The organism is Sphingobacterium allocomposti, assembly GCF_008124885.1.
Lineage (GTDB): Bacteria > Bacteroidota > Bacteroidia > Sphingobacteriales > Sphingobacteriaceae > Sphingobacterium > Sphingobacterium allocomposti.
In genome coordinates this window covers 1-14,838 of record NZ_VNHX01000020.1, presented here as the reverse complement: position 1 = coordinate 14,838, position 14,838 = coordinate 1, and the positions used below count along the sequence as shown (strand labels likewise).

The following is a 14,838-nucleotide window of genomic DNA, read 5'->3' as shown; positions in this document are numbered from 1 at the left end:
TGTTTTTAGAATTTAATATCCACACCAAATGTATATACCTTAACTTGTGGGTAATAAGCTCCCCCGCCCAGAGAAACGCCGGCCGCCTGCCCAGCGTCGTAGTTGATTTCAGGATCGTACCCCTCATAGAAGTTGGTGCTGGTAAAGAGATTTTGTCCGTTGGCGTATAGATAGACACCTCCCAGTTTGCTATTGGCAAAGAGTTGTTTGGGCAACTCGTACCCGAGATGTACGTTCTTCAAGCGAAGATAGGCGCTGCTGCGCATCCAGAAAGTGGAATTTTGGGTATTATTGCTTGAGGTGATGGACAACCTTGGTAGGGAGGCATCGCGATTCTCTTCAGTCCAATAATCGAGCTGCCATTCTTTTACCGCACTGGAATTCACCGCCGGGATAACGTAGTGGGAATTGAGATAGCCGTCGGCTTTACCAACACCTTGTAGAAATGCGCTGAAACGGATACCTTTCCATCCGAAATCGAGATTGGCCCCATAGGTATAGCGAGGTATAGTGCTACCGATAATGACCCTGTCATCGTCGGTAATACGACCGTCCGGTATTGGGTTTCCGGTATCGTCGAAAGCGCCCGCGATGTCGCGGTAGCGGATGTCGCCGGCTTTAAGCTCTCCGATCTGGGTAGGTCCGTTATCTATCTCTTCTTGTGACTGGTAAAGTCCGTCGGCTTGATAGCCAAAAATGGAGTTAATAGCATAGCCCTCCTGCTGCCGCAACAGTGTTCCGGATGTCTGTCCACGCATATCTACGATTTTATTGCGCACATCCGATAGGTTGAAGCCTATGCCGAAGGTAAAATCTTTCCAGGAATCGTTATATCGTGCTGAAACCTCCCAGCCCTTGTTCGAAACTTTAGCTGCATTCTGGAACGGGGCGCCCAAGCCGGTGAGCTGCGAGGTATTCAGTTTTAAAAGAATACCTTCCGTCATTTTATCATACCAGTCGAAAGTGAAGTTTAATTTATTGAAGAATAGTGCGTCTAGCCCGAAGCCGCTCATCGTCGTCGTTTCCCAACGTAAATTAGGGTTAGCCATCGTGGACAGTGTAACCATCTGATGGATGTTTCCGCCCATGGCGGTACTACCCAGGTTAAGCGTTTCGATAAACGGATAATAAGAACTTCCAATATTTTGGTTGCCCAGTTTACCCCAGGATCCGCGTAGTTTCAGTTCGTTGATATAAGGTTTTGCGGGTTGCATAAAGTTTTCCTCTGAGATACGCCATCCCGCTGAAAAGGAAGGAAAAACGGCCCACCGATTATTAGCCATGAACCGTGAGGTGCCGTCGTATCTGAAATTGGCTTCAAGAAGATAGCGATCCTTGAAGTCATAGTTCAGACGGCCAAATGTAGAAACCAGCAGCCATTGTGCGTGAGAGCCATCGTTGTTTTTTGTTTCGTCGTCGGCACCGGCACGGAGTACCTCGTAAGTGTCGTAGGTAAAATTACGACGGTAGCCCATCAGGTATTTCTCGTCATACGTTTCCCGCGAGGCACCCAAAAGTAGTCTCAGATTGTGCTCGTTCCATTTTTTCTGAGCATTTGCCGTAAATTGATAAGTGCCGTAAAAATAGCGGTAACCTGTCTCGGTAAGATCGGTAAAAGTATTCGCTGCTCCGGCCTCCGAACCATCTTCGTTATAGGTCATCACACTCCGTGTGAAAGTATGCGTATTGCGGGTAAGGTATCGGGGCGCCACCATACCTGAAAGTGATAACCAGTCGGTAGGTTTATAGGTCAGGTTCAGGTTACCTAGAAGTTCGAGGTTATGAACTTTCCGGTTACCTCCTTCCTCGATAAAGGCGACGGGATGGCGATTAACCCAAGCTTCAGACCATAAGCCATTGTGTCTTATGGGGATGTTGGTAGGCATCCGGCCCAGATAATTCCAGACTACATCTTCTTCTGCTATTTGTAAACGATCCTTGTTGGTCATGGATAAGTCTAACCGTATATTCCAATTTTCGTTAGGGGTAATATCCATGTTGTTACGTAAGGTATACCGTTCAAAGTCCGTGTTTTTTATGATCCCTTCTTGTTTGACGTAACTGATCGAAGGGGACACCTTTATGATGCCGGTATTTGCCATCAGGGAAACATAATGGTTGTGGGTAAAGCCACTTCCTTGGAGGATTGCTTTTTGCCAATCGTAATTGGCTGGATCTTTCGCGAATGCAGCCCTGAATTGTTCTATATCTTCTTCGCTGTAAATGGCACCACCACCGTCATTGATATTGGCCTGATTGAATACTTCCATATAGGTTAACCCGTCGGTCACTGTTGGAATGTCCGTAGGTTCCTGCCATCCGGCGTAATTTCGATAATCGATGGCCAGACGCTCTTTGGCACGTTTGGTCGTGATGAGGATAACACCGTTGGCTGCCCGTGAACCATAAATGGCTGCTGAGGCTGCATCTTTCAATACGGAGATAGATTCGATGTGATTGACGTCTACATTATCTATCGAGCCCGCTACACCATCAATGATGACGAGAGGGGCATTGTCTGATCCGCCGAAGGAATTGATACCGCGTATATTGATATTGGCGCCATCACCACCGGGAGCCCCGGTTTGTGCGGTCACGGTCACGCCGGGAGCGAGTCCCTGCAAAGCAGTAGACGCGGATACCGTCGGTCTTCTTTCCAGCTGCTCGCTTCCCACCGTTGATATGGCTCCGGTTAGGTTATTGCGGCGTTGCGTGCCATAGGCTACAACGACGACCTCTTCCACAGCTGATTGCTTTTGGCGCATTTCGATAGCAAGCTGATGTTCCCCACGTAAAGTATACTGTCGTTTCTGATAACTGATATGACTAAACTCCAAGGTGTCGCCGGGCGCTGCGGCGACACGGAAGCGTCCATTTTCATCCGATAAGGCTGTCTCATTTTTACCTCTTATGTTAATATTTACGCCAGGAATGGGGTCGTTTTCTTCGTTGACAACAAGGCCTGTATATTGCTGTTGCTGGACTGAAATGGACGTTTGGTTAGCGGGTAATGATCGAACTGACGCACGCGCCACGATAATATTTTTGTCTTTAATTGTGTACGTCAGCCGTTGAGGATACAATACGTCTTTGAGAAAGTCGGATAGTTTCTTGTTATCGGCTACGACAATAATCGGTCCGGTGGTCTCCATAATATCGGTACTGCATATAACATTGTAATCGGTCTGTCGTTTGATTTCGCGGAACAATTGCTCGATGTTAACTTTGCGCTGTTTCAAGGTAATGGTTTGCGCTAATATCTCGCCGTGTACCTGCAGTACACAGACGATTAAGAAGGTTAAAATCATTTTCATGATTAAAAATGTTTTCAGATGGCTTTTATAGGCCATCTGTGGCACGAATTTCTTTTTTTTCATTAATTTTGATAGCTATGTAATTATAATTCCAATCTCTTTGTGGTTACTGGCATACTGCCGGAAAAGTTGGCGCTTTTCCGGTTTTTTATTGTCTATTATTTCATAATATGGACCCTCCTCCCGTCGATATTTATTATTAAATCGTTATCAATCAGTTGTAGTATGTCCAACACTTTGTCGAACGTGTCGTATTTGCTTAAACCGCCCCAAATACGTACTTGTCTAGCGCTCGGCGCGATCTCAATGTCGATATCGTACCAACGGCTTATCTTAGCGGCAACAGCTTCTAGATTTTCATTTTGAAAAACGAATAAACCGTTTTTCCAGCTAATGAAATCTTCAACATTAACCGATCTAATGCGTGTTGCCGTACCGTCTGATATACCTTGCATACCAGGCGTCAGTTCGGGGTTATGGAATCCATCTTGTAACCTGACTCTTCCTTCAACTAAGGTTACGTAGCTTAACGTTTCTTCTTGATACGAACGGATATTAAAATGGGTTCCAAGCACCACAATCTCGTTATGTTTGGTGTGCACATGGAATGGTTTTTCTTTATTGGATGCTATCTCAAAATAAGCTTCTCCATGTAAGGTAACTTCTCTTGTATTTCCATGGAACGATATCGGATATGTTAATTTACTGTCGGCATTCATGTGTATCCGGCTACCATCGGATAGGGTCAAAATATATTCGCCACCACGTGGTGTTTGCAACGTAGCCATCATATTTTCGGGCTGTACAGCACCAAGTTGCACCGGCCGTCCATCGGCATAGTGTAGCCCCTGGTCTATGACGATACCGCCGGGAATAGAATCTAGCTGGATCACCTGACCATCGCCGAGGGTTAACGTGGCCTTAGAGCCTCCAGGCTCGATAGTATGCGTTGCTGTTTGGTTTTCTGAATTGTGGCTATCGTTTAATTTGGGCATAAATAGGATACTACAGACTCCCAAACTGATTATTGTACACGCCGCTGTGAGGTAACGGTGGAAAGCGATTGTATTACTACGTTTACCCTCCCCGGTCTGTTCACGGATGTGACGGAGCACAGTAGCCCGTCGAGCGTCGTTGGCTTTTTTGAAACGACTGTAAGCGGCGGATTCTTGGAGGATGTCTTTTGCTTCCAGTTGCTCAATTATGGTTCGCGTTTCGGGGGGCAACTTGCCCAGCTCATCTTCTAGGGATGACTGATCCGCAGGTTTATCCTTCTTTGCAAAAAGAGAACTGAATATTGTGCTAACTAACTTTTCGAAGTCGTTCATGTATCGCTATGATTTACCGATAAAACACCCTAGACGACGAAACCTTTCGTTAAGCTTTTATTAAATGTGGTTAATATTTATTTAATATATCGGTGTATTTTAGAACGGGGAATGTCCAAAAAGATATAGCAGGAGAAAATAGTCCAGTTTAATGTTTTTCTTCAAGTAGCTTAGTGCACGGGATTTATGGATGTAAACGGCCGATAGACTGATCTGAAGCTGGGAGCTTATCTCTTCGTGGGTAAGGTTTTCGATATAGGCCAATCGAAATACTTCCCGTTGTTTTTCAGGAAGATCGTCTATTTTGTTGTTGACCAGTTCTAAAAGTTCTATTCGGATGATATGTGCTAGGAGATCGGTATCATCTTGCAGAATCGACTCTATATTTTCGGGGTCTTCTATAATACGGGTATTTTTAGATTTGCGGATGTGGTTGAGACACGCATTTTTTGTGCAGATATATAAGAACGATCTAATCTGATGATAGTGTGAAAAATCGTCTTTCTTTTTCCAGAACAGAATAAACGAATCGGATACAATTTCTTCTGCAACTTCGACAGTCGGCACGTATTGCGTGGCAAAATATAGTAACGGGTCGTATAGCTTGCGGAAGACTTCTTCCAACGAAAGGTCCATTAATTCCTCCACCTTCTTTTTGTCAATATGTGATCGGTTATGCATCCGTTTTTCTTCATGCCGATAACTGTTTATATCTACCAAAGTTAGTGCTTCAATATTAACGTATCGTTAAGTTTATAGGTCGTCAGGATACGGCCGAGGTTCTTGATGCTACCGTGCCTTATCCTAGCCTAAACCGTTCCAAACTCACTTCGCTCAGACAAGGAACGGTTCTTAACGGCTATTATGGCGGCCCGCTGACACAGTCGAACCGATGCCGGTCCTTTCCCCACGCACAGGGCTGCCTTGGAATAGGGGTTAGGTGTAAAGTCGTTGTTTTGTAAAGTCGTTGATTTGTGAAGTCGTTGATTTGTGAAGTCGTTGATTTGTGAAGTCGTAAAGGGAGAGGCTAATGGCGGATGGCGGATGGCAGATGGCAGATAGCAGATGGCTATAAGCCGTAAATTCGTTGATTTGTAAAGTCGTAAAGCGAGAGGCAGATAGCGAATGGCAGATGGCTAGTGGCGGACGGCTATAAATCGTGAAGTGGTTTTTGATAGCAACGAGCGTCATCTAACCATTCTAACCCATCTAACTACTCTAACTCCTAATAATAGCCGTAAAGTCGTGGATTTGTAAAGTCGTAAAGAGAGAGGTTAGTAGGGAATGGCGGATGGCAGAAGGCTAATGGCAAATGGCGAATGGCTATAAGCCGTAAAGTCGTGGATTTGTAAAGTCGTGAGGTGAAGTTAGATGAGTGAGCCTACGCTACTCAATACTCACTACTCAAATCTCATTTCTAATATCTAACTTCTCACTTCTGATTTCTCACTTCTCCCTTCGAACATCCGTTCTCTGTATCCCCAAAGCGCGGACCTTCTTCTGGATGATTTAATATTGTGTTAACATTATACCTCTAAATTTGAATGGTATTTAAAGATCATGGATCAGGCGCAAATAAATAGCTGGTGGGTAGAGGTCAGGACACAAAGCAATCGGAAAGCCTTCGATCGTATATACCTGTCGACCTGGCGTAACTTGTACGCACAGGCATGGCGGCGGGTAGAAGACGAGGATGTAGCGAAAGACATGGTACAGGATGTCTTCGTAAAGCTTTGGGAGGGCCGGCACTCAATAACCATTACGGGAACAGTCCCCGCATACCTACATGCGGTGCTGAAAAATCGGATAATGGATTATTTTCAATCGGAAAACGTACTGAAAAGTGCCCTGGAGCGAGCTTTCCTCATCATGGAATCGGTGGTTGACCGGTCGGAATTAGGGCTCTCCTACGAGGAAACTGAAGGGATTCTGGAAGAGGAGCTGGCTAAAATGCCGAAGAACATGCGGGAAACTTTCCTGCTTAGGCTCGATAACCAGAGTATACCTATGATAGCCCAATCATTGAATCTTGCCGACCAGACCGTAAACAATCTGCTTACCGAAGCCAGACGACGACTGAAAGAGAACCTTCCACGGCGATTCGAAAATCACCACCCCCAATATGTGATTTTGTTCCTGTATGCCCTTAATGAAATGTTAACATACAATTAACCTTTTATTGAAGTAGTTTCACGGCTTTTTTTAGTCTTTGGGTAAAAGAAGCATAAGTGACTAGTAAGGAATTTCAGAAATTATTGCGCAAATACCGCGCGGGCAATGCCACTGACCATGAGGTCAGGTTGATAAATAAATGGTACCAGGAATTTGGGGATGCGCTCCCCAATTGGGATGCCCAGCAACAGAAAAAAATCAGAAACAGCATTCATCAACAGATTCTTCGTGCAATAGATTCTACCCAGTCTGCAGAGGATCGGCAGGAGGCCGCCAACGATCGCCGGTGGCGGCGGCAGCTTGTCCGGCTAGCGGGGGTCGCCGCGGTGCTGGCAGGCGTCTTTTTTGCCTTCTACCTAGCCCGTCAGTGGAATATACTGAATCCGGGCGACAGCCGGCAGCAGGTTGTCGAGGAGGTTGTGGTCGAGGCGGGGCAGGGGCAGGTCAAGCAGCTCACGCTGGCAGACAGTACCGTGCTGTGGCTGAACGGCGGTACGAAGGTGCGGTTTGAGAAGGCCTTCCATAAGTCGGCCGAACGGAAAATTCACCTCGACTATGGCGAGGTACACTTCGATGTGAAGCGGGACACGCTAAAGCCCTTTGTGGTGAACTCGGGTTTCGCTACCACCAAGGTGCTGGGGACCAGCTTTACGGTGAAAGCGTATAACGAACTGCCGTACGAACAGATATCGGTTTCGAGCGGAAAGGTGCAGGTGTCTGTACAGCACGGAAATCAAGTACACATTTTGGGCGCCGGAGAATTCATCAAGATCGGTAAGGAAAATCATCGGCTTGATCGCGGCAAGACGGAGCAGGAGCAAAGTAGCTCGTGGAGGGAGGGAGTCACCTTCCTGGATCAGGCATCGTTTGTGGAACTCGCATTGGTGCTGAAAAATAGCTATGGCGTAACGCTGGCTGCCGGAAATAAGGCGATCGAGAAACAGCGCTATACGCTGGTGATAGACCGGAAGGTGCCTTTCGACGACATCGTCGAGGCCGTAAGTGCAGTGAACAATAACCGGATTAGAAAGGAAGGAGGGCAGGTGATCATGTTTTAGACAAGTGGGCGGCATACGTGCCCGGGAATCAATAATAAGAAGCCGGTAGGCAGTTGCGATGCGCTACCGGCAGGAATGAGGTAGCTGGAAAACGTTGGAAGCGTGTTTCCAGCATGTATAAAGTAATTTGTAGTGAAACAATTACTGATTCCAACCACAAACTTAGACAAATTGCCTTTTAGTTGCAATATAATTGCGCTGCATATAAAAGCGATTTATCGATCTCTCCTCTGCCGTCAGCAACTTTTTGGTAGAGGAAATATACGCTTGTTTGCCGGATTGGAATCAGGTTATAGAATATAATAATGACGTTAAAAATATCAACGAATCTTAGGAAAGTCATGAGATTATCTACGATTGTGTTTTGTATGACTACGGCGGTGTTCGGCTCGCTCTATGCAAAGACTTCGAATGCCCAGTTTCTCGAAAAACGTGTCCGGATTGCCAGGGAAGTTCGAAATGCATCAGAGATCATAAGGGATCTGGAAAGCCAAAAAATCAGGTTTGTCTACGATCGGGAGGCATTGAACCTGGCCGGTATTCCTGCGAAGCTTGTCCATAAAGGAGATGCAGGCCCTGTGGGGCAGATCTTACAGGATGCATTTAAGGGCACGGAGGTTACCTTTGAGGAAAAGTCCAGTTTCATCGTGCTGAAGAAGAAACAGCGGCCCGGACGTATCGTCGGGCAGGTCAAAGACGTTAGCGGGGAAGTGCTGATAGGCGCAACGCTGAAAGTTGTCGAGACCAACCAGAACACCGGAACAGATGTGGACGGTAAGTTCTCGATGAGTGTCCCGCCCGGCAACTATACGCTCGAAATCTCGTATATCTCCTACGGCACGCAGCGTAAGAGCATCGTGGTGGAAGAAGGAAGAACTTTAACGATGGACATCACGCTGTCGCTCGAAGGAAGTGAGCTGGATCAGGTGGTGGTGGTGGGCTACGGCACGCAACAACGCGCACTGCTGACGGGGTCTGTCAGCACGCTGGAAAGCCAAAAGGTTGTCGCAGCTCCGGCAATAAACCCGTCTGACGCGATTGCAGGGCGCATCCCGGGACTGGTAGCTTTGACACCGTCGGGCGAGCCGGGCAGCAGCTCGAATATTTCCATCCGCGGAAGTAACACGTTGGGCAATAATTCGCCCTTGGTTGTGGTCGATGGAGTGCCCAATCGGGAATGGGAACGTCTAAACCCACAGGATATCGAAAACATCACCGTGCTGAAAGATGCGTCGGCAGCTATTTACGGCGCGAGGGCTGCAAACGGGGTTATCTTGGTAACCACCAAGAAGGGAACGTCCGGCAAGCCCAAGATCCAATTTAATTACAATGAAGGACTTGCGGCACCGACAGTAGTGCCGGAGGCGGCGGATGCAGCAACCTATGCACAACTTCTCAACGAAGTGCTGCTCTACGAGGGAGCGAGCCCCATGTATTCGGAAGAGGATATACAGAAGTACCGCGATGGCTCAGATCCGCTGCATTTTCCGAATACGGACTGGTACAAATCTACTTTGAAAAACTGGTCTACACAGCGTACGGCAGATGTAAACATCTCGGGAGGGCAGGAGAGTCTGCGCTACTACCTGTCGGCGGGTACACGTTATCAGGACGCTGTGTATAAAAACAGCGCCACCTCTTATAAGCAGCACAACCTGCGGCTGAACTTGGATGGGACGATATCACCCTATATCTCGTATGGTGTCAATGTAGCGGTCCGCGAAGTAAACAGGAACTATCCAACGGAATCGGCATCATCGATATGGAACCGTCTACGCGCATCTAAGCCCAATATGCCGGACTTCTGGCCGACGGGCGAAGCTGCTGATAACGGCGACAGTGGAAACCCGGTGGTCATCACGACCAACCAGACAGGCTACGACCGGAATAAGGCGACGGTATTCGAAACCCGGGGAATCCTGGACCTGCGGGCCCCTTGGGTGGACGGCCTCTCGCTAAGTCTGACAGCAGCGATGGACAATAACATAGAGAACGACAAGCTGTGGAAGACGCCGTGGTATCTCTACGCGTGGGACCGCACTTCTCTCAATGACGCCGGACAACCGCTGCTGGACCGTGTGCAGCGTGGCTATTCGAATGCCGAATTGCGTCAGGATATGCGCGACTCTAGGCTGGTAACATTGAACGCGCTCGGTAAATATCGGTTTCAGTTCGATGGCCATAAGTTTGATGTGATGGCCGGGGTGGAGCGCATCGAGGGCGATAATATGAACTTTTTCGCTTTTCGTAAACATTATGTATCCACCGCCATCGACCAGCTTTTCGCAGGTGGTGATCTGGAAAAAGACAACGGCGGGGTGGCCAGCCAGGAGGCCCGTCTCAATTACTTTGGACGGGTGAACTATAATGCGAAGGACAGGTACCTGCTTGATTTCGTATGGCGCTACGACGGCTCGTATATATTCCCGCAAGATAGCCGCTTTGGTTTCTTCCCAGGTGTTTCCGGCGCGTGGCGCGTATCCGAAGAGCCTTTTTGGCAACCGGTAAAGCCCGTCGTAAACGAACTGAAATTCAGGGCATCCTGGGGAAAAACGGGAAATGACAGGATAAGCCCATACCAGTTCCTCCCAAGCTACGCGTACGGAACCGCTGTGACTGATATTTACATATTCAATGAAACGGAGCTGGCCAAGATACTTGCCGAGTCCAGTATTGCCAACCCGGCGGTGACGTGGGAGGTCGCAAAGCAAACAAATTTAGGGGTCGATATGCAGTTGTTAGATAGTAAGCTAAGCCTGTCGGCGGAGTATTTTCACAACCACCGGACCGATATCCTGTGGCGCCGTAATGCTTCCGTTCCGGGATCTACTGGTATGACGCTTCCGGACGAAAATATCGGCGAAGTTATCAATACGGGTGCGGAGTTTCAGCTGGCCTATAGCGGAAAGAAAGGCGACTTCTTCTACACGCTGTCTGCCAATGTATCGCTCAATAAAAATAAGATCAAGTTTTGGGATGAGACGCCCGGCGTACCTGAATATCAGCAATCGACAGGGCGCCCGATGAACACCGGCCTGTACTACAAGGCTATAGGCATCTTCCGTGATGAAGCCGCTGTGGACGCCTACCCGCACTGGACAGGTGCACGGCCGGGCGACATTATTTTTGAAGATGTGAATGGCGATGGTGTAATCGATGGGCTGGACCGTATCCGGATCGACAAAACATCGCTTCCAACACATATTGGCGGATTTAACACCGATTTGGCCTACAAAGGGTTTTCTGCGTCGATCTTTTTCCAATGGGCATTGGGAGCTATCCGTAACGACTATTTCGAAATGCAGGGACAGATAGGCAATTACCTTGCCCGTGATGCGGAAGGACGATGGACACCGGAGAATCCTGATGCAGACAAGCCCCGTACCTGGAACCGATACAACGAATACTGGAGGAGTAACCAAAATACATATTGGCTGCAATCTACGGATTACCTCCGGCTCAAATCGGTACGTTTAGGCTACACCCTGCCGAAATCTGTCAGCGCAAAGCTGTATGCTTCGGACGTACAGCTGTATGTATCGGGCCTCAACCTGCTCACGTTCACAGGCATCAGGGATGTGGATCCGGAGAGTACATCAAACACCGCATATCCGGCCAATAAAGTGTTCAACATGGGGCTGTCGGTCAGCTTCTAGCAGTCAACTGTAGTTACGAAATTTTTAATTAGATATTTTGAAAGTGATGAGAAATTGGATAGTAATAGCGACGCTATCTTTGTTTATGGTGATCGGAATGAACGGCTGTAAGCAGGATTTTTTGGATACGCAATCGCAGGAAAAATTTACCGACGATGCGGTATGGTCCGACCCGGCCCTGGTAGAGACCTTTCTGAACCAGATTTATTTCAGGCTTTACGAACCGCTTACGGATGGACGGGGTACGGCCAATATTGTCGACGAAGGACATTACAGAGGTAACAGTGCGTCGAACTTACATAACAACAGCCAGTCTACGCAGGACAACCTGTACGCATGGGGCTATCAGCGTAATCTGGTGTGGAACGAGCTTTATAAGTCGATCCGCTACTGTAATGTGTTCTTTAGCAAGGTGGGAGAGGTGCCATTTACAGGAACTGTCGTCGATGGCAAGACCGATGAGGAGCGGATGACGGGCGAAGCGCATTTCTTACGCGCCTTTAACTACCACTATCTGCTGGCTCTGTACGGCGGCGTGCCGCTGGTAACGGAGGCCTATGGCTTAGACAGCGAATTTGCTGTGCCAAGAAACTCCTACGAAGAATGTATAGATTTCATCGTCTCGGAGTGTGATAAAGCAGCTGCGCTGCTTCCGGAGGTTCATTCCGGCAGCAATATAGGACGCGTAACCAAGGGGGCTGCATTGGCTTTGAAGTCTCGTGTGTTGTTGTATGCGGCCAGTGATCTGCATACGCCAAATCCTGTTATATCGGCCTTTAAAAAGCCTGAGCTGTTAGGCTATACCGATATTGCGCAGGAGGAACGTTGGCGTAAGGCTAAGGAGGCTGCGAAAGCGGTCATCGATCTTGGCCTGTACGCTTTGCATAAGGCGGAGCCTGCTGCAGGTGATTCGGTAGCGCAGAACATCACCGAGATTTTCCTGACGAACAACACTTCGGAGGATATCATGGTCAAGTATTTTACGCAGGTAATGGGGCAACGGTGGGGCCTATACTCTTCGCCAAATGGTTATTACGGTTGGGGAGTGAATGCACCGGTCGCCAATTTTGTCGACGCCTTCCAGATGGCCGATGGAACACCGTTCGACTGGAATAATCCGGCACATGCGAAAGATCCTTATGCAAACCGCGAACCGCGTTTCTATGCAACCGTATTTTACAACGGCGCATCGTGGAGGCAGCGGCCGGCCGACGCGCAGGGCCTCGATCCGGACAATAGGATCCAAACAGGCACCTATCAACGCTGGGATGCGGCTGCTGGCAGGATGTATGAAACGTATGGTATAGATACCAGAAATGGCCCTATCGAAAACTGGAACGGTTCCTATACGGGCTATTATTGTAGAAAGTATGTCGACCCCAGCGTGAATGTGCAATACATCCGGCAGTCGGTTACATGGCGGTTTTTCCGCTATACGGAAATACTCCTGAACTACGCCGAGGCGTGCATAGAACTCGGCGAGGAGGCTGAAGCCAGAACGTATATCAACGCCGTGCGCCGGCGTGCCGGCCTGCCTGCAACAGCAGCCACAGGCGAGGCCCTAAAGAAGTTATATAGAAATGAGCGCCGTCTGGAACTGGCGTTCGAAGAGCACCGCTACTTTGATGTACGGAGGTGGATGATAGGCCCCGAAGCGTATAGCCCGGCCTATCAGGCAAGGGTAGTGTATCCACTGACCGCAAATAATACAACGGCCACAACGCCGGTGGTGACCCACGTGAAGTTTGATGACCGGTCATGGAACGATAAATCGTATTTCTTCCCGATATTCAGGGATGAAATGAATAAAAATGCGAAATTAGACCAGAATCCCGGGTATTGATAATCTAACCAGAAACGCGATGACATTTTTTAAGAGAAGACACTTTTTAAAGGCACTGACCGTTGGCTCGGTGGCGGCCGCCCTGCCAAAAGCGGGTACAGCGATGGAAATGGTGGGACATGACCTGCCGGACGACGGCGCTTTTTCGTTGCTGACTCCGCCCTACTTGCAGCATCTTGCAACGGATGGGGTCACTGTATGCTGGATGACGGATAAGCCCGCTTTCAGCCATGTAGAGTACTGGCCGGCAGACGCGCCTCAGGACGTTAAGGTCCAGCACACGGTGAAGGACGGGCTCGTGCTGGCTAACAACAGAATAAATAAAATCAGGCTGTCCGGTCTTAAACCCGGACAATCATACGCCTATCGTGTGGTCAGTAAGGAAATTGTTGAGTTTAAGGCGTATTCAAAAACGTTCGGACCCACCGTTACAAGTGAAACGTTCAGCTTCCGGACGGTAGATCCGGATAGCAAGACGGCGGCTTTGCTGGTGATGAACGATGTGCACGACCGCCCTCACTCGTTTGCGGTACTCGAAGGCTTATATGGTAGTAAGGATTATCAGGAGGTGCTTCTGAATGGCGATACATTTGATTACCAAACGGGAGAACAGCAATTGATTGACCACCTGATTAAGCCCTGCACTGCACTTTTTGCGTCTAACAAGCCGTTTATGTTAATGCGCGGCAATCACGAAACCAGGGGCGACTTCGCATACGCGCTTGGACAATATTTCGAGAATATTGACGACAGGGCGTACTTTGCCTTTACGCGTGGGCCCGTGTTCTTCGTGGCACTCGACACCGGAGAAGATAAAGCCGATGATGCCGAGGCATACCACGGTATGGCTAAATTTGACGAATTTAGGGAGAAGCAGGCGGCTTGGTTAAAAACGGTGCTTGAATCGGCCGAGGCTAAAAAGGCGCGCTATCGGGTGGTGCTCATGCATATCCCGCCGTATCACTCGGGCGACTGGCACGGCACGATGCATTGCCGGAAGGTCTTTGGACCGGTTTTGGCCAATGGTCATGTAGACCTGGTGATCAGTGGGCACACGCATCGCTACGGCGTGCACGAGGCCCAAGAAGATCATCCGTATCCTATCATGATTGGCGGCGGCCCGAAGGAAGGTCAACGTACGATCGTTAAGGTGGAGGCCAACCAGGAGGGGCTGGAAGCGCAGCTGATACTGGAAACAAAGGAAACGGTGGGCAGGGTACTATTGAAACCCCGGCAACTAAGGGGATAATACCCTGTTTCATGGATATAGATGAAGGCGTCTAAAAAGGGCGCCTTCTTTAGTTTTATTATGGGCTTGTGGTCTGTAATGGTTTTAGGAGATTAGCCTAGGCCGCCAGCGGTTGATATGGGCAATTTATCCATGACTGGTCATAAAATAAGCGGATTATTGTATTTAGGTTCGTCGTTTGGTCCGGAGAAAGTTGTTTCAGGAGTTTTTTCGACCAT

General features: G+C 48.6%; 8 protein-coding genes. 5 read left to right on the top strand and 3 right to left on the bottom strand.

Annotated features, from left to right (window positions below):
- Window positions 1-5: 5 nt before the first annotated feature.
- From BC792_RS13725 to BC792_RS13715, 3 genes are all read right to left on the bottom strand, one after another.
- A complete protein-coding gene (locus tag BC792_RS13725; RefSeq protein WP_148909588.1) occupies window positions 6-3,314 on the bottom strand; it encodes a SusC/RagA family TonB-linked outer membrane protein in 3,309 nt (1,102 codons plus the stop codon).
- A gap of 158 nt (window positions 3,315-3,472) precedes the next feature.
- Complete coding sequence (locus tag BC792_RS13720) at window positions 3,473-4,642, bottom strand: FecR family protein (RefSeq protein ID WP_148909587.1); 1,170 nt, start codon at window positions 4,640-4,642, stop codon at window positions 3,473-3,475.
- 99 nt (window positions 4,643-4,741) lie between these two features.
- Window positions 4,742-5,323 carry an RNA polymerase sigma-70 factor gene (locus BC792_RS13715; protein WP_148909586.1) on the bottom strand — a complete coding sequence of 194 codons (582 nt, stop codon included), beginning with the start codon at window positions 5,321-5,323 and terminating at the stop codon, window positions 4,742-4,744.
- Between the two features lie 879 nt (window positions 5,324-6,202).
- Here BC792_RS13715 and BC792_RS13710 point away from each other — a divergent pair.
- The 5 genes from BC792_RS13710 to BC792_RS13690 all read left to right on the top strand — a co-directional run bounded on the left by BC792_RS13710 (window position 6,203) and on the right by BC792_RS13690 (window position 14,620).
- A complete protein-coding gene (locus BC792_RS13710; RefSeq protein WP_148909585.1) occupies window positions 6,203-6,814 on the top strand; it encodes an RNA polymerase sigma factor in 612 nt (203 codons plus the stop codon).
- 56 nt (window positions 6,815-6,870) lie between these two features.
- Window positions 6,871-7,872, top strand: coding sequence for a FecR family protein (locus BC792_RS13705; RefSeq protein WP_148909584.1), 1,002 nt, complete (start codon window positions 6,871-6,873; stop codon window positions 7,870-7,872).
- A gap of 341 nt (window positions 7,873-8,213) precedes the next feature.
- Window positions 8,214-11,528, top strand: a complete 3,315-nt coding sequence (locus tag BC792_RS13700) for a SusC/RagA family TonB-linked outer membrane protein (RefSeq protein ID WP_170250036.1) — start codon at window positions 8,214-8,216, stop codon at window positions 11,526-11,528.
- Between the two features lie 46 nt (window positions 11,529-11,574).
- The gene (locus BC792_RS13695; RefSeq protein ID WP_170250035.1) at window positions 11,575-13,371 is read left to right on the top strand and encodes a RagB/SusD family nutrient uptake outer membrane protein; all 1,797 of its coding nucleotides are present in this window, start codon (window positions 11,575-11,577) and stop codon (window positions 13,369-13,371) included.
- Window positions 13,372-13,390: 19 nt separating this feature from the next.
- The gene (locus BC792_RS13690; protein WP_148909582.1) at window positions 13,391-14,620 is read left to right on the top strand and encodes a purple acid phosphatase family protein; all 1,230 of its coding nucleotides are present in this window, start codon (window positions 13,391-13,393) and stop codon (window positions 14,618-14,620) included.
- Window positions 14,621-14,838 lie beyond the last annotated feature (218 nt).

What these genes read in the sequence shown, in the direction of transcription:
- BC792_RS13725 (WP_148909588.1), bottom strand. Translation starts at nt 3,314, where the DNA reads ATGAAAATGATTTTAACCTTCTTAATCGTCTGTGTACTGCAGGTACAC.
- BC792_RS13720 (WP_148909587.1), bottom strand. Translation starts at nt 4,642, where the DNA reads ATGAACGACTTCGAAAAGTTAGTTAGCACAATATTCAGTTCTCTTTTT.
- BC792_RS13715 (WP_148909586.1), bottom strand. Translation starts at nt 5,323, where the DNA reads ATGCATAACCGATCACATATTGACAAAAAGAAGGTGGAGGAATTAATG.
- BC792_RS13710 (WP_148909585.1), top strand. Translation starts at nt 6,203, where the DNA reads ATGGATCAGGCGCAAATAAATAGCTGGTGGGTAGAGGTCAGGACACAA.
- BC792_RS13700 (WP_170250036.1), top strand. Translation starts at nt 8,214, where the DNA reads ATGAGATTATCTACGATTGTGTTTTGTATGACTACGGCGGTGTTCGGC.
- BC792_RS13695 (WP_170250035.1), top strand. Translation starts at nt 11,575, where the DNA reads ATGAGAAATTGGATAGTAATAGCGACGCTATCTTTGTTTATGGTGATC.
- BC792_RS13690 (WP_148909582.1), top strand. Translation starts at nt 13,391, where the DNA reads ATGACATTTTTTAAGAGAAGACACTTTTTAAAGGCACTGACCGTTGGC.